General features: G+C 68.3%; 17 protein-coding genes. 4 read left to right on the forward strand and 13 right to left on the reverse strand.

The genetic code is table 11. The features are described 5' to 3' along the window. Positions 1–54: 54 nt before the first annotated feature. From ACYVDN_RS12435 to ACYVDN_RS12450, 4 genes are all read right to left on the reverse strand, one after another. Complete coding sequence (locus ACYVDN_RS12435) at positions 55–846, reverse strand: ABC transporter permease (RefSeq protein WP_460571890.1); 792 nt, start codon at positions 844–846, stop codon at positions 55–57. After that, positions 839–1,663: an ABC transporter ATP-binding protein gene (locus ACYVDN_RS12440; protein ID WP_460571892.1), complete on the reverse strand. Its 825-nt coding sequence runs from the start codon at positions 1,661–1,663 to the stop codon at positions 839–841. Before ACYVDN_RS12440 ends, ACYVDN_RS12435 begins: the two co-directional genes overlap by 8 nt. A gap of 73 nt (positions 1,664–1,736) precedes the next feature. Next, positions 1,737–1,934, reverse strand: a complete 198-nt coding sequence (locus tag ACYVDN_RS12445) for a type II toxin-antitoxin system antitoxin (protein ID WP_460571894.1) — start codon at positions 1,932–1,934, stop codon at positions 1,737–1,739. Beyond that, complete coding sequence (locus ACYVDN_RS12450) at positions 1,931–2,842, reverse strand: SPFH domain-containing protein (protein WP_460571896.1); 912 nt, start codon at positions 2,840–2,842, stop codon at positions 1,931–1,933. The genes ACYVDN_RS12445 and ACYVDN_RS12450 overlap by 4 nt, the downstream gene beginning before the upstream one ends. A 130-nt stretch (positions 2,843–2,972) precedes the next feature. Between ACYVDN_RS12450 and ACYVDN_RS12455 the strand changes: the two genes are divergently transcribed. From ACYVDN_RS12455 to ACYVDN_RS12465, 3 genes are all read left to right on the forward strand, one after another. Continuing rightward, positions 2,973–4,043, forward strand: coding sequence for a threonine aldolase family protein (locus tag ACYVDN_RS12455; RefSeq protein ID WP_460571898.1), 1,071 nt, complete (start codon positions 2,973–2,975; stop codon positions 4,041–4,043). Positions 4,044–4,131: 88 nt separating this feature from the next. Next, a complete protein-coding gene (locus ACYVDN_RS12460) occupies positions 4,132–5,673 on the forward strand; it encodes a serine dehydratase alpha family protein (RefSeq protein ID WP_460571900.1) in 1,542 nt (513 codons plus the stop codon). Positions 5,674–5,994: 321 nt separating this feature from the next. Beyond that, on the forward strand, positions 5,995–6,603 hold the full coding sequence (locus ACYVDN_RS12465) for a nitroreductase family protein (protein WP_460571902.1): 609 nt from the start codon (positions 5,995–5,997) through the stop codon (positions 6,601–6,603). A 127-nt stretch (positions 6,604–6,730) separates the two neighbouring features. On the opposite strand, the gene ACYVDN_RS12470 is transcribed toward ACYVDN_RS12465, so the two are convergent. From ACYVDN_RS12470 to ACYVDN_RS12480, 3 genes are read right to left on the reverse strand one after another with little or no spacing between them, the layout of a single operon-like run. Then, the gene (locus ACYVDN_RS12470) at positions 6,731–7,234 is read right to left on the reverse strand and encodes an SRPBCC family protein (protein WP_460571904.1); all 504 of its coding nucleotides are present in this window, start codon (positions 7,232–7,234) and stop codon (positions 6,731–6,733) included. A 2-nt stretch (positions 7,235–7,236) separates the two neighbouring features. Next, complete coding sequence (locus ACYVDN_RS12475) at positions 7,237–7,584, reverse strand: ArsR/SmtB family transcription factor (RefSeq protein ID WP_460571906.1); 348 nt, start codon at positions 7,582–7,584, stop codon at positions 7,237–7,239. Between the two features lie 58 nt (positions 7,585–7,642). Next, a complete protein-coding gene (locus ACYVDN_RS12480; RefSeq protein ID WP_460571908.1) occupies positions 7,643–8,395 on the reverse strand; it encodes an SDR family NAD(P)-dependent oxidoreductase in 753 nt (250 codons plus the stop codon). Between the two features lie 195 nt (positions 8,396–8,590). On the opposite strand from ACYVDN_RS12480, the gene ACYVDN_RS12485 reads away from it, so the two are divergent. Further along, a complete protein-coding gene (locus ACYVDN_RS12485; protein ID WP_460571910.1) occupies positions 8,591–9,112 on the forward strand; it encodes a GNAT family N-acetyltransferase in 522 nt (173 codons plus the stop codon). A gap of 26 nt (positions 9,113–9,138) precedes the next feature. Here ACYVDN_RS12485 and ACYVDN_RS12490 read toward each other — a convergent pair whose 3' ends face one another. Genes ACYVDN_RS12490 through ACYVDN_RS12515 form a run of 6 tightly spaced genes read right to left on the reverse strand, consistent with a single transcriptional unit; the run spans position 9,139 to position 15,276 of the window. Continuing rightward, on the reverse strand, positions 9,139–10,479 hold the full coding sequence (locus tag ACYVDN_RS12490; protein WP_460571912.1) for a patatin-like phospholipase family protein: 1,341 nt from the start codon (positions 10,477–10,479) through the stop codon (positions 9,139–9,141). After that, positions 10,476–10,925: a hypothetical protein gene (locus ACYVDN_RS12495; protein WP_460571914.1), complete on the reverse strand. Its 450-nt coding sequence runs from the start codon at positions 10,923–10,925 to the stop codon at positions 10,476–10,478. Before ACYVDN_RS12495 ends, ACYVDN_RS12490 begins: the two co-directional genes overlap by 4 nt. After that, positions 10,922–11,419: an anthrone oxygenase family protein gene (locus tag ACYVDN_RS12500; RefSeq protein ID WP_460571916.1), complete on the reverse strand. Its 498-nt coding sequence runs from the start codon at positions 11,417–11,419 to the stop codon at positions 10,922–10,924. Before ACYVDN_RS12500 ends, ACYVDN_RS12495 begins: the two co-directional genes overlap by 4 nt. Continuing rightward, positions 11,416–12,357 carry an acetoacetate decarboxylase family protein gene (locus tag ACYVDN_RS12505; protein ID WP_460571918.1) on the reverse strand — a complete coding sequence of 314 codons (942 nt, stop codon included), beginning with the start codon at positions 12,355–12,357 and terminating at the stop codon, positions 11,416–11,418. The genes ACYVDN_RS12500 and ACYVDN_RS12505 overlap by 4 nt, the downstream gene beginning before the upstream one ends. Beyond that, entirely contained in the window at positions 12,354–13,403 is a 1,050-nt protein-coding gene (locus tag ACYVDN_RS12510; RefSeq protein WP_460571920.1) for an esterase/lipase family protein, read from the reverse strand. Before ACYVDN_RS12510 ends, ACYVDN_RS12505 begins: the two co-directional genes overlap by 4 nt. Beyond that, the gene (locus ACYVDN_RS12515) at positions 13,396–15,276 is read right to left on the reverse strand and encodes a metallophosphoesterase family protein (protein WP_460571922.1); all 1,881 of its coding nucleotides are present in this window, start codon (positions 15,274–15,276) and stop codon (positions 13,396–13,398) included. Before ACYVDN_RS12515 ends, ACYVDN_RS12510 begins: the two co-directional genes overlap by 8 nt. Positions 15,277–15,281: the final 5 nt, after the last annotated feature.

Here is a 15,281-nt window from a genome sequence, read left to right on the forward strand (position 1 = left end):
AGCGAAAACCGGTCAGGTTCCGCTCATCCTGTGTGGACCTTCACGTGGGGCGACTCAGCGACTCTCCCAGCGGAACCAGCGGATGCCGATGAAGGCGAACACCACGACGTAGCCGATGCACGCGATGAGCCCGTACCAGTCCTGGTCGACCCACGGTGTTCCACCGATCACAGTGGCGAACATGGTCATCAGCGCGCCGACCGGCGTCCACAGGGCGACGGTCTTCATGGTGTCGCCGAGGATTCCGGAGCTGCCGAGGATGCCCAGCAGCACGAGCACGATGAAGAGGATGCGCCCGATCGCGTTCACCGCACCGGTCGACGGCACGAGGCCGACGATCGCCTGCCCGATCGCGAGGATCACCGCTGCGCCGAGTCCGGCGATCAACACGATGAACACGTACTGCGCGAGGTCGAACGTGAGGCCGTGCAGGATGACGCCGACGATCACGACGATCAGCGACGACACCAGGTTGGTCACCACCTGCACCCCTATGCGGCTCGTCATGATGGCCCAGGTGGGCGCCGGTGTGACGCGCAGCCTTCTGAGCACGCCGACCTCGCGATCGTGCGCGAGCGTGAGGCTGTAGCCGAGCAGGCACGAGGTGAGAAGTCCGAGCGTCAGCGCGAGCGCGATGACGAGGTCGGATCCGCCCAGTCGCTGCCCGGTGCGGCCCCCGATGCCCGTCGCGATCAGGATCACCACGGGCAGCGCAAGGCTCAGAATGGTCGCGACCCTGCTGCGCAGCAGCACGATCGTGTCGGCGCGCAGAAGCGATCGAAGAGCGATCCCGAGCGGCGGACGACCGACGGGCGGCGAGGTGGTGGATGCCGCAGTCTCAGTCACGAAGGTCACTTCCCGTCAGGCCGATGAACACATCCTCGAGCGTCACCTCGCCGTGCGCGACGTCGAGCACACGGGGATCGTCCCTGTGGTGTTCGATGAGGTCGGTCGGGGTTCCGACCGTGAGCAGCTTGCCGTGGTCGATGATCGCCACCCGGTGGCAGACCGCCTGGGCTTCCTCCATCGAGTGCGTCGTCAGCAGGATGCTGGTGCCTGCCTTCTGCATGCGCTCGATACGGCTCCACAGGGAGCGCCGCGACTGCGGGTCCAGCCCGGCCGTCGGCTCGTCGAGCAGCAGGATCTGCGGGTCGTGGATGGTCGCGATGTAGAGCGCGAGTCGCTGTTGCTGCCCGCCGGAGAGCTGCTTGAAGCGCTTGCCGCGCTCCTCGCCGAGGCCGATGTCTTCCAGCCCGTCCCTGACCTGCGCCGTGGTCAGCCTCGCTCCGTAGAGCCCGCCGTAGAGCATGGCGATCTGCTCGATGCTCAGTTCCGGTTGGAAGCTGGATGACTGCAACTGCACGCCGAGCCGAGCCTTGGCGTCGATCGGGTGCTGCCGCGCGTCGATGCCGTCCACGAGCACGGTGCCTGCCCGGGGGCTGATCAGGCCCTCGATGGCACCGAGCGCGCTGGTCTTGCCCGCGCCGTTCGGGCCAAGCAGCCCGAAGATCTCACCGCGCTCGATCTGGAAGTCGATCCCGTCGACGGCGACTTTCGGCCCGTACGCGACCGTCAGACCGGCGACCTGGAGTGCCGGCTCCGGCACGGGTGTCGGCTCCGGTTCTGGTTCCATCGACGCCGGCGAGGGTTCATTCCCTGTCACGCAAAAAACGATATCACTTTACGACGAGGGTTGAACGGGGATCGATCGGCGATCAGGCTGGCTGCGGGGATCTTCAGGTTCGCGGCGGCCGGCCACGCCGTGGCAGCGGTGCGACATCCTTCGGCAGCCGTCCGGCCTTCTTCAGAGCGTCGCGCAGCAGGATCTCGATCTGCGAGTTCACGCTGCGCAGTTCACCTGCCGCCCAGCGCGAGATGGCGTCGTGCACGGCGGGGTCGAGGCGCAGCAGCACCTGTTTGCGTTCGGCGTTCATGCCGAGTACAGCGTTCCGGTGTTGACGACGGGTGCTGCCGGCTGGTCGCTGCAGAGCACGACCATCAGGTTGCTCACCATGGCGGCCCTGCGTTCGTCGTCGAGGGTGACGTAGTCGCTCTCGTTGAGGCGGTCGAGCGCCATCTCCACCATGCCGACCGCTCCCTCGACGATGCGCGAGCGCGCCTGCACGACGGCTCCTGCCTGCTGCCGTCGGAGCATGGCCTGGGCGATCTCCGGCGCGTACGCCAGGTGGCTGATGCGCACCTCGACGATCTCGATGCCCGCAACCGCCACCCGTGCCGTCACCTCGTGGGAGAGCTCGCTTGCGACGACATCCGTGGAGTCGCGCAGCGACATCTCGCCCGTTCCGGCCGGGTCGTACGGATACGTCGTCGCGATCTGCCGAAGGGCGGACTCCGCCTGCACCGATACGAAGTCGGCATAGTCGTCGACCGCGTAGACGGCCTTCGCCGTATCGCTGACCTGCCAGACGACGATCGCCGCGATCTCAACGGGGTTGCCCTCTGCATCGTTGACCCGCAGGTGACGCGTCTCGAAATTGCGGATGCGCACGCTGACCCTGCGTCGCGTGGAGAAGGGCGCCACCAGCGACATCCCCGTGCGACGTACCGAGCCGACGTACCCGCCGAAGAACTGCACCACCCTGGTCTCGCCGGGCTGCACGACGACCAGCGAACCGACCACAAGGATGATCAGCACGATGGGAGCCGCGAGGAATCTCGGCTGCCCCGTCACGATCAGCACGATGCCGATCACGAGAAGCACCGCGATCGCCGCGACGCCGTAGCCGCCGCTCACCGACCACGCCGGGCGCTCTTCGACGGTCACCCGCGATCCGGAGTGCGCGAACGGCGCCGAGTCCGACCGACCTTGTTCATCCCCCATGTCATCCCCTCCCCGATCCTAAAGTGATATCACTCTACGCGGGCGGGGCGGAGGGCGGCGCGGAAGTGATTGTGCTGCGGTCGCCTGCACGGTCTGCGAACCTGCCTGCGACGGACGACAATGGTGAACGATGACCACACGACTGCACGACCCCGAATCACGCGCGTTCGCCTCGGACAACTATGCGGGCGCTCATCCCGAGATTATCGACGCGATCGCCGCCGCGAACGGCGGGCACCAGATCTCCTACGGCGAGGATGCCTATACCGAGCGCTTGCACGAGGTGTTCGCCGAGCAGTTCGGCACCCAGGTCGAGGTGTTCCCCGTGTTCAACGGCACGGGAGCCAACGTCACGGCACTGCAGTCGATGGTGCCGCGTTGGGGCGCGGTCGTCACCTCGGGTACCGCACACATCAACACCGATGAGGGCGGCGCTCCCGAGCGTGTCGGCGGGCTCAAGCTGCTGACGGTCGAAACACCGGACGGCAAGCTCACCCCGGAGCTGATCGACAAGCAGGCGTGGGGTTGGGGTGACGAGCACCGTGCGCAGCCGCTGGCGGTTTCGATCACGCAGACCACCGAGCTCGGCACCTGCTACACGGTCGACGAGGTGCGCGCCATCACCGACCACGCCCACTCGCTCGGCATGCGCGTGCACATGGACGGCGCCCGCATCTCCAACGCCGCTGCGCACCTGGATGCCCCGCTTAGTGCCTTCACCTCGAGCGCCGGCGTCGACCTGCTCAGCTTCGGCGGCACGAAGAACGGCCTGCTGTTCGGCGAGGCCGTCGTCGTGCTCAATCCGGAGGCCTCCGACGGCCTGAACTTCCTGCGCAAGCTCGACATGCAGCTGGCCTCCAAGATGCGGTTCATCTCCGCTCAGCTGATCGCACTGCTCACCGACGGGCTCTGGCTGCGCAGCGCCCAGCACTCCAACGCGATGGCCACGAGGCTTCGCTCATCGCTGGAGGAGGCCGTGGCATCCGGTCGCGCGCCCGGGCTGTCGTTCACGCAGGCGACCGAGTCGAACGGCGTGTTCGCCGCGCTTCCGCACGACGCGGCCGACCGGGTGCGCGAGCAGTACCGGTTCTACGACTGGGACGCCGCCCGCGGCGAGGTGCGCTGGATGTGCTCGTGGGACACCACCGAAGAGGATGTCGACGGCTTCGTCGCGGCGGTCGTGGAGGCGCTCGCCGCCTGACGCCCCCTCGCCTCCCGTCGGTTGAGGAGCACGCGACGTAGTCGCGAGCGTCTCGAAACCCCGCTGCCGCACCGATTACGCTGGATCGGTGAGCGCATACGTCTCGGCGTTCGAGCTGTTCTCCATCGGTGTAGGACCCTCGAGCTCCCACACCGTCGGTCCCATGCGGGCTGCCCGCGATTTCGCGGCACGACTGCGCGAGCAGGGGCTGCTCGATCGGATGCACGCCGTGTCGTGCATCCTGTACGGATCCCTCGGCTCGACCGGCATCGGCCACGGAACACCCGACGCGGTGGTCGCCGGCCTCCAGGGGCTCGAACCGGAGACGGTCGACCCCGACGTCGTGCGCGCCGCCTGGACGGGCTGGCCCGACGGCCGCGCGCTCCGACTCGACGGCACCCACCCCGTGCCGTTCGAGAGGGAGTGCGTCGCGTTCGCACCGCGCACACGACTGCCTGGGCATCCGAACGCGATGACTCTGACCGCGCGGGATGCCGCAGGCGACGTCGTCTCGGAGGAGACGTACTACTCGATCGGCGGTGGGTTCATCCGGCGCGAAGGCGAACCTTCGCGCGTCGCAGCGCATCCGTTCCCTCTCGCCTTCAGCTCGGCCGACGAACTGCTCGAGCTGTGCGACGAGCGCGGCATCACCATCGCCGAGGCCGCACGCCACAACGAAGAGGCGCTGCGCAGCGAAGAGGAGGTCGCCTCCGGGCTCGACCGCATCTGGGATGCGATGGCGGGATGCGTCCAGGCGGGCCTGCACACCGGTGGCACGCTGCCGGGCCGGTTGAACGTGAAGCGGCGGGCGGCGTCCATTCGGGAGCAGCTGGAGGAGTCGGAACGGGACGGCCACGACCCGCTCCCGGAGGAGTGGCTCGGCGCGTTCGCGCTGGCGGTGAACGAGCAGAACGCTGCCGGCGGCCGTGTGGTCACGGCGCCGACGAACGGCGCTGCGGGCATTGTTCCGGCCGTCGGAATGTACTGGTGGCGCTTTCTCGCCGACTCCGGTCTCGGCGCGGGCAACGCGGTCACCCCGTACGGAGAACTGGTCGGCAGTGCCCTGCTCGGTTTCGGGGGTCACGCACAGCACGAGCTCGGCGGAGGGGACGAGCCCGGCGACGGCCTCGACAGTGAAGAGCCCGACGAGGAGCTCCTCGATGAGGCGGCCATCGTCGAGGCGAACCGACGGCGGGGCATCCGCCGGTATCTGCTCACGGCCGCGGCCATGGGCGGCCTGTTCAAAGCGAACGCGTCGATCTCCGGCGCGGAAGGCGGATGCCAGGCCGAGGTCGGCTCGGCGTGCGCCATGGCCGCCAGCGGGCTGACCGCCGTGATGGGCGGCACCAACCGGCAGATCGAGAACGCTGCGGAGATCGCGATGGAGCACCACCTCGGACTGACCTGCGATCCGGTCGGCGGACTCGTGCAGATTCCGTGCATCGAGCGCAACGCGATCGCGGCATCCACCGCGGTGACCGCTGCCCGCCTCGCACTGCGCGGCGATGGATCGCACTATGTGTCGCTCGACACCGTCGTGGAGACCATGCGCCAGACCGGCATCGACATGTCGACCAGCTACAAGGAGACGAGCGAAGCGGGCCTCGCGGTGAACGTCATCGAGTGCTGAGGGCCGTCCCCTTCCAACCCAACTGCACGGCCCGACTGCACGGCCGGCCCGGCGACCCCGACCGTCTGCCCAACTGCGCCATTTGCGCTCTATTGCGCCACTTCGGCTGGCGCAATAGAGCGCAAGTGGCGCTGTAGCTGGGACGGGCCGGAGTGGGCGGAGTGGGCGGGAGTGGGCGAGCGGGAGTGGGCCGGGCCGGATCGGGTCTGGCGGATTCGGAATAGGGCGCCCTGCACATGCGTTCGCATGTAACGGTCGCGTGAGAACGCGGCAGCGGCAGCGTCGCCGACATCCCCATTCGCACGATCCCAAGGAGCCCCTGTGTCTCTGACGCTCGACAACGCCCACACCTCGAAGCCGCACAGCCCTGCGCAGACCAGCACCCCGATCCACGAGGTGCTCGCCAATCGCTACAGCCCGCGCGCCTACAACGTGGATGCCGCCCTCGACGAGACCAGGCTCGTCGCCGCCCTCGAGGCCGCGCGCTGGTCGCCCTCCGCGGCGAACACGCAGCCGTGGCGCTTCATCGTGGCCCGCCGCGGTACACCGGAGTTCGACTCGATCGCCGCGACCCTTGCCGGCTTCAACCAGGTGTGGGCCGTGAACGCGGGAGCCCTCATCGTCGCACTCGCCGAGACCGTCAACGCCGAGGGCAGGCCGATGCGCTGGGCGCAGTACGACCTCGGTCAGGCACTCGCGCACTTCAGCGTGCAGGCGCACCACGACGGCCTGCATGTGCACCAGATGGGCGGCTTCGACGTCGACGGCATCCGTGCCGCGTTCGGTGTCGAGGACCGCTTCGAGCCGGTCAGCGTCACCGCCGTCGGAGTGCTGGGCGACCTCGACGTTCTGCCTGAGGACAGCCGCGACCGCGAGCGTGCACCTCGCACGCGCCTTCCGCTCGACGAGATCCTCCTCGTCAACGCGTAACATGCACGTCGCCGGCGCGGCGAGCGCTCCGTCGGGCGTAGTCCCGAGAGCGGCCGCGTCGGCGACGAGGTTTACGCAACAGAGCCGCGGCCACACGACTCAGGCCATGACGCTCAGGTCATGACGGTCATGCCGTGAGGCGGTCGATCGTGATGGCCCATCCCTCGCGCATGCCTACGGCGACCCAGGATGCGATCTCCTCGTCGGTCATGGATGCCGGGAACGCGCACGTGAAGACGTGCTCGGTCATCGACCCGTCGCCCACGGGAGCGAGCGCGATCGTGCAGTGAATGCGCCGTTCGGCAGGGATCTCGTCGAGGTCGGGCCATCCGCCGCTGGCACCCCACTCGAACAGGATCCGCTCGCCGGGCACGAGCTCCAGGTACCGGCCGCCCGACCAGTAGCGCTTGCCGTCTTCCTCGTCCATCATCACGCGGAAGGTGCCGCCCGGTCGGGCATCCACGACGATCGGCTCGTCGGGAACGGGTCGGCTGGGGTTGAAGTACCAGGTGAGGCGGGCCGCCTCCGTCCAGGCACGATAGACCTCGGTGGGAGAGGCGTGAAGCACGCGTGTGAGCGTGAAGCTGCGGTTCGTCTCGGTCAGGGTCTGGCCGAAGAGTGTCGTCGACATGGTCATTCCTCCGTTGTTGTCGTCATCGACTTCAGATGGGCATCGAGCGCGTCGATCCGCTGCTCGAAGAACGCGCGGTAGGGCGCGAGCCAGGCATCCGCTTGCTCGAGCCGCACGGTCTCCAGGTGCACGGTGCGCCACTGCGCGTTGCGCTCCTTGCCCACCAAACCGGCGCGCTCGAGCACGGTGATGTGCCTCGAAACGGTCGCCAGCGAGAGGTTGAAGGGAGCAGCGAGCTCGCCGATGCTGGCGGGCCCGTTCGCCAGCCGCCCGAGGATCGAGCGTCTGGTCGGATCGGCGAGGGCGAAGAACACCGCGCTGAGCGGATCGCTCGCTTCACTCTCAGACATACTTACACGATAACGTAATTACGCCATCATGCAAATAGTTTGAGCTTTATGTCCGCCCTCACCGGCCGCCGGCCACCCGCAACGTCGTGGCCGTGACATAGGAGGCACCTGGGGAAAGCAGCCATTCGACCGCAGCCGCGATCTCGTCCGCTTCTCCTGGACGCCCAAGCGGGATGCCCGACGTCATGCGCTCGATCCGACCCGGGTCGCCCGTCGCCGCGTGCAGCTCCGTGGCGATGAGACCCGGAGCAACCGCGACAACACGGATCCCGAGCGGCCCGACCTCCTTGCCGAGTCCCAAGGTGAACGCGTCGACAGCGGCCTTCGCTGCCGCGTAGTGCGGATACTCGCCGGGGCTGCCGATCGTCGCGGCTCCCGACGAGAGGTTCACTATCACTCCTGCCGTGCCCGTGCGAACGAACTCCTGCACCGCGAGACGCGAGGTGAGCACGGTGGCCGTGAAGTCCACATCGATCGTGCGCCTGATCTCGTCGACGGGAGTCTCCGCGAGTGGTGCGAACCTCGTCGTGATGCCGGCGTTGTTCACGACCGCGTCGAGCCGCCCGAACCGTTCCCGTGCCACCGCGAACGGAACCTCGATGCCAGCATCCTCACCGAGGTCCGCCCGCGCGAACTCCACCGTCGATCCTGATTCCCGAGCGGATGCCCCCACCCGCTCGGCAGCGTCCGCGTCGGTCCGATAGGTGGCGACCACGTCGTATCCCGCCCGCGCCAGCCGCAGCACGATCGCTGCACCGATGCCGCGAGAGCCACCGGTCACGATCGCGACGGGGCGGTCATCCTCTTCCATCCTCTGACCCTAGGGCCACCTCTCACCGGGTGAGTTCGTACGGAGGTACAACCCGACACGCGGGCATCCACCCGCGACACGCCGGTCACGTTCGCAATTCTCCGAAATCGGGCTGGTTCGGCTCTTCCGCTCGACTGCCCGACAGCCATAGGGTGGCGAGCATACTTTGTCGGTGAACGCTGGGGGAGCGACGACATGGGGGACAAAAACCTGGGGACGCCGCGCGCAAAGCTGCGCCGCGGCGAGTTGCGGTATCGCCCGATCGTGGACAGTGACGGGCCCGCACTCTTCCGGTTGTTCCAACAGATCTGCGCGGACGAGATCGCGACTCTCGCCGCCGACGCCGAGACGCGTGACGCGCTCGCGTCGATGCAGTACGTCGAGCAGCACATGCGCAATCGGGCGCAGTTCCCGGATGCCGTCGACCTGGCGATCGAGTACGACGGGGTGCTCTGCGGTCGGCTGCTCACGGTGATGCGCGGCCGTGGTCTGCAGCTCGTGCAACTCTGCGTGCTCCGGGAGTATCGCGGCAAGGGCATCGGCACGAGCGCGATGCGACGCCTTGCGCGCATCGCCGAGGAGCACGGATGTCGCATCTGGCTTCCCGCCGGCGCCGGCACGCAGGACTGCCGCGGCTTTCTCGAGCGCGTTGGCTTCACCGTGACCGGCCACGACGGCCGTCTGGTCGTCACGCCGCACGTCGACGTCGCCGCCTGACACCACGCACTGACTCGGTCTGGCGCCTACTCGACGTCGCCGGTGACCAGGGCGTGAAGTCCTCTGCCCGCGACCGCGGCCACAGCTTCTGCGCGGGCCATCAGCCCGTGAGCCGAGGTGGACTGCAGCGACTCCACCATCGCGAGGGCGTCGGCGGTGCGCAGGTGCAGCTCTCGGTCATCGACGCCGTCGATCAGCAGGCGAGCGGTCATCGCGTCGTGCAGTGCGGCCACACCTCCGCTTCCGAGGCGGCGCACGACGGCGAGCTCGTGCTCGGTCGTCGAACCGCGGTCGCGGAAGGCCCCGCGATATGTCCAGGTGTCGGCATCCGGGTCGATCTCGACCTCGCCGCGCGCCAACAGCGCGGCCGGCGCCGACTCGGGCTTCGGTCCGCGGCGTAACGTGCCCGTGACCGAACCGGGCGAGGCGACGTCCGACGGCAGCTCGACGGTGAGCGTGAGCACGACGTCGTCACCGGTGAGCCGCTCCCGCCAGCGGGCGCCGGGTGGGGCATCTGTCATCGCCGTTGCGTTCACGTCCGGGGCGACGCCTGCGCTCGTTCGGCCGCAGAGGTAGCGCCTGGCATCGCGGTACCCCATGCCGATCAGGGCGTGCGCGTCGATGCGGCCGGTGTAGAACTCGGGATCCAGTGGCAGCGGATGCTCGGGCTTCACAACGTGCAGCACGAATTCGCGCCCGCCCGCCTCAGCCCACGCGAAGTCGGCCAGCAGTCCGCCTGCCGCGCTCATCTCGATCATGTGCACGTACTGCTCGAGCGGCCCATCGCCCCAGTACGGCGAGTTCCCGATGCACCACACGAGCCACACCTCGTCGGCCCCGCGACGCAGCGCCTCCTCCACGTTCGCGTCCTTGATCCACGCGGCGTCCGTCCACACCTTTCCGTCTCGCCGGAGCGGTGTGGTGAAGATGGGCAGGCTCATTCCGGCCGCCATCAGCTCGGCGTCGATATCGTGCGCGTCGATGGGAACGCACCGCTTCTCGGTGAAGTCGGTGACGTTGAACGTACCCTGCAGCGGTGATGAGCGGATGGCGTCGACATCGATGCCCAGCGCGGGGAACACCTTGTCGACGATGCCCTCGGGGCCGCTGAGCGCAGGCAGGTTCCACGGTCCCGTCAGGTAGTCCTTGAGCGGCAGCATCGACGAGAAGTCGGGCACGTGTACATGCAGCCACCGCTCGAGCATCTCCGGCGCGCTCAGCCCGGAGAGCATCATGCCGGCGGTCATGATGCCCCCGGATGACCCGTCGATGTGGTCGAACCGGATGCCCTCCTCCTCGAGCGCCGCGATCACTCCCGTCTGCCAGGCCACCCGCATGCCGCCACCGGCCAACACAAGCGATCTCATGGGCCGGGTGCCACCCGCCGTGCCGCCCACCTGCGCATGTTCACGACGGCGAAGACGGCGATCAGTACGGCGGAGAGCAGGTCGAAGCTCGCCACGCCGAGGGCGAGAGGGCCGAAGACTCCGGCGATGACGCCGACGACGACCAGCACGACGGCGACCACCTTCTGGATGACGCTCCACAGCAGCACAATCGGCTGAGGACCGCCGACGATGGTCGCATGCGTGAGGGCACCGCCGACGATCACCATGAACGCGCCGACCGTGGCGAAGAGCTGATTCGTCGTCGCGGTGACGTCGGCGCCGATGATGCCCAGCACGAACCAGGGAGCGACGACCTGCGCAGCGCCCGAGATGATGGTGATCACGCCGATCGCCAACGCGATGATGCGCAACGGATCGCGGGAGAGCGAGGGAGCGACATCCCTTTCGGTCGTCGAAGCAGTCATGACAGCGCCTCCCAGAGTTGTCCGGTCGTGACGAGAAAGCCGGCAGAGGCCAACCAGTACCCGGCAGCCATCCAGAACCGTGCGACGTTCATGGATGCCCACTTGTGGATCTGCTCGCGCAGCTCGTCGTCTGTTGCGGCCGTTCCGGCCATCACCGCCGTGTTGATCGGCAGCATGACGAACTGGAACCAGAGCGCGATCGCGACGTAGCAGGCGAGCGCGACGACGGCGCAGACCGTGGCTGCCGGATTGCCCCACGACGACCAGACGAGCAGCAGCCCGCTGACGAGGAGGGGAATGACGGCCGCGCGGAAGAACGTGGTCGCGGCTTTGATGGGCATCGTGAACCGCACCTCGACCGAGTCGAGGGTGAGCGACGACCAGGTCGGCCTCAAGAAGAGCTCGACGACCCACAACGTGCCGAGGTAGATGGTCGCGCCGAAGAGCGTGACTCCGGCGTTGACGACGGCGAGCACACCCCACCAGGTGGTCATGACGTCTGGTTCTCGAGCTCGGCGCTCGCCCGGTTCGGCGCTGGCGGCCACTCCTGCCCGTAGCCGAGGTTCACCACGCTCTGCAGCCCCTCGCCGGATGCTGGCGCCTCGCCTTTTCCGAACAGGAACCACTGCTCGGTGTGGTCGTCGAGCACGCCGTGCGAGTCGGGCATGTACATGGTGAAGATCGGGCTCGGGGACACGTCGAGGGCGGCGAGCGCCGCCACCTGCGGCAAAGACCCGAACGTGAGGCGGGCCTTCGCGTTGCGTCCGAGCGCGATGTCGGCGGTTCCGGCGAAATAGATCGTGGACTTGTAGAGCATGCCGCGGAACGAGCAGAAGTTCACCGCGCCGATCTTCAGCGGCAGCCGCGTCGCCGGTGGACGCTTGATCTGGATCAGGCATCCCGGCTCGCCGTCGAGCTCGTAGGCGCTCGAGACACTGCCCTCCGTCACCCGGAAGTCGAGGCTCGCCTGATGCTTCGGCATACCCCAGATGCCCTTGCCGCCCTTGACCGACACCTCGGTCGAGACGGGCAGGTCGACGACGTACTGGCCGAGTTGGAACGTGTTGCGCAGCAGCAGGGGGAGGAGCGGCGGCGCAGCGCCGGCCGTGTGAGTGACGGCGATCGCCAGCGAGTACTCGATGTACGAGCCGATGTCGGTGGCGAGGTAATCGATGACCGTCACGACGAGCAGGGCGCGGCCGTTCGGCATGAGGAAGGGGTGGAGCTCCTCGCCGGGCAGCAGGGCGGCGGCCTGTCGCGCATCGGTGGGGAAGGCGGCCATCAGCACCGGCGACGGCTCGGAATTGACGGGCATCACGTAATCGATGCCGTCGACCGTCGCCGCCGTTCCCGCGATGCGGCGCTGCCGTGCCGGGATGGCCGAAGGCATGAGGTTCATCGCCGCACGCAGCGGCGGGAGCAGCAGGTTCACGATCTCAACTCCTCGAGGATCAGCGGATGCACATCACGCCAGGCGTTCTTGCCGAAGATGGGGTCGAGGTGCCCGTAGCCGGCGAGCGGGCGGTAGGCATCCTTTCCGGGGCGGTGCTTGTCGAAGAACTCGAAGCTGCGCCGCTGGCTCTCCGGCAGAAAGCAGCGGTTGTCGAGACCGGCCAGGAACACGAAGCGTGCGTCGGTCTGCGGCGCCACCTGCGCGAGGTCGTCACGGATGCCCGTCGCCTCGTCCACCGGAACGAGATGTCCTGCGCCGACGCTCCGTGACATCTGCTCATAGAACGACACCGGCGACCCGGCGAACTCGCCGGTGATCCAGTCGTGGGTGGCCTCGTCGAGGTTCGCGTGCGACCAGAGGGCAGGATGCCCGCTGCCGTACGCGAAGCTCACCATGTGGCACACCGCGTTGCCGCACTCCCAATGGGTGGCGCGCACCCCCGTGCGCACGATGCGCGAGAAGTACCCCTGCGACTTGTACGCCCAGCGCGGCGAGACGTCGGGCGTGAGCTTCGCGACGGTGGGGGTGGCGACCCTGATCTTGAGGCGCGACCAGGTCGGCACGACGGGGTGAAGCGACACCGCGTTCGTGACGACCGTGGTCACCTGCGGCACCAGCCCGCTGATTGCCGCCATCGTGAAGGAGGTCGAGCCCTGGCAGTGCACGAAAGCGGGCAGGGACTCCGCGCCTGTCGCGGCAAGCACGGCGTCGACCGCAGCGGGGTGGTCGTACGCCGCGGCCTCGTCGAGGGTCCACGGAACGGGCGGCAGGTCGATCGAGGCGCGCCAGTTCAGCATCCACACGTCCCAGTCGTCGTCGAGAAGGGCGTCGACGAGCGTGCGGGGGATAGGGGGCCGGAAGATCTCGGCGCGCACCCCTGCTCCGTGCACGAGCAGCACGGGTCCTCGGCCGGGGTCCGGGCGTCGGGAGGAGGTCACGTGCACGAGCGTGAGCGGCCGGCCGTCGCGGGCGGTGAGCGGTACGAGCTCGGTGACGTGGTCTGCGCGAGTCGTGAGGTCAGGCATCCGTCGGCTCCGCTCTCTCTGCTCTCTCCGCTGTCGCCGGGGCGTCGGTGCCGGTCGAGCCGAACCCGTGTCGCGCGATGCGGATCGGATGCTCCAGCAGACGCGGCTGGGGAAGGCCCGACGCCGGGGCGGGCTTGAGACCGCGCGGTTCGTCATCCACGAGCGTCCACTCGTGAACCACCTCGTCGACCAGGATCGGATACAGCTCGAGGTCGCCCTCGGCCGTGAAGTGCATGCGCACGAAGCCCTTGCCGTCTTCGTAGGCGAGCCCCGTCATCTTGTAGTCGCCGATCGAACCCGGCGGTACCAGGCAGACGAACAGGGCGAACGCCTCGCTGCCGATCACATACCCGAGCACGGCGACGATCAGGAGCGGCACGGCCAGCCACACGTGGTCCCACCACGGCAGCGAGCGCATGCCGATGAACAGGCCGCAGACCAGGGCGAGCTGCACGAGGACCCCGACGATCACCTGCCCGCCGCCCGGCCGCCTTCCGGTGCGGAGTGCGTTCACGACCCACACGACCAGAAGCACGATGACGGGCAGAGCGACCGCCCATGCCACCAGCCATGCGGCATCCGCGACCGTCGCCTGCTTCACGGCCCAGCCGAGCGACGTGCCGTGCACGCCGGCGTTGATGCCTGCGAGCACGACGAACAGCACGAGGTACAACACGCTCATCCCGGTGCCGAACCACGGGTTCCTGGTCGGCAGCCAGTACTTCGAGAACGGGTTCGCGGATGCCCAGTGCAACCGCCTCTCGAGCGCGGGGTCGGGGAACCGCACCTCGCCGCGGTCGTAGTCCGTGACCGTGCTGCTCTTGGTCTTCATGCGCGAGTCCCTCGGGGGCAGCTCGAGGGACTCGGCCAGCCTGTCGGTGCCCATCAGGTAGGCGCCGCCGAGCCCGCAGGCCATCAGCTGCGTCGCCCGCGGGTCGTGTGCCACGGGAGCGCCCTGCGCGCCGGGAGGCCGTTCCTCGTACCGCGAGTAGTGGTGGTGGTCACCGCTCAGCCACAGCCGGATCTCGGCACCTGTCGGCATGAGGGCGCCCGTGTCGGGATCCCTTCTGTTCAGCAGGTAGTTCTCCGCGAAGTAGTGCAGCGAGTTGAAAGCGTCCGCGTCGTAGGCCGTGGTCTCCCAGGTCGGCGACGCCGAGCAGAACACGATCGAGTCGCCCGGCTTCAGGTCGCGAAGCGCCTCGTCGAAGTAGTCGAGCTGCGGCCCGTCGATGTATTCGCCCAGCTGGCTGTCGAGCGCGACCAGCCACCATCCCGGCCGCAGCTTGAGCGCGAAGTAGCTGCGCGACTGCACGGTCTGCCACGACCCGACCACCTGCCGACGGGTGAAGATGCGCAGGAACGACGTGAGTCCGTCGTACCAGTCGTGGTTGCCGGGGAGTGCGAAGAGGAGGGCATCCGGATGCTCGCCCGCCGGCGCAGCCGCCCGGTACGGCCCGAGCATGCGGTCCTCGTACGCCTCGGCCGACGCCGTCGGGTACACCTCGTCCCCGCCCAGCACGAGCGCGGCGCCCCGTGGAAGCGTCACGGTGCCGCCCTCTGGCGTCGTGATCGCGAGCTCGGGCCGTCCGAGCAGGGATGCAACGGTGAGCGTCGCGTCGAACCCATCGCCGAGGTCTGCGGCGAAGTCGAGCCACAGCTCCACGTTCTCGTCGGACTGCGGCAGTGGAATGACGCGCTGCGGAAAGATGGCCTGGCTCTCCCTGCGATCCGAGAAGTCGGCGAACAGGGTCGCGGTGCCCACCTGCAGTCCGGCGCTCACGAGCTGCGAGAGCGAGAGCCAGCGCACGGCGGGCCGCGGCTTGAAGCCGAGCTCGCGCTCGTGTTCGTCGCGTGAGAGGTCACGCTGCGTCATCCCGT

The sequence above is a fragment of the Humibacter soli genome (assembly GCF_054779035.1).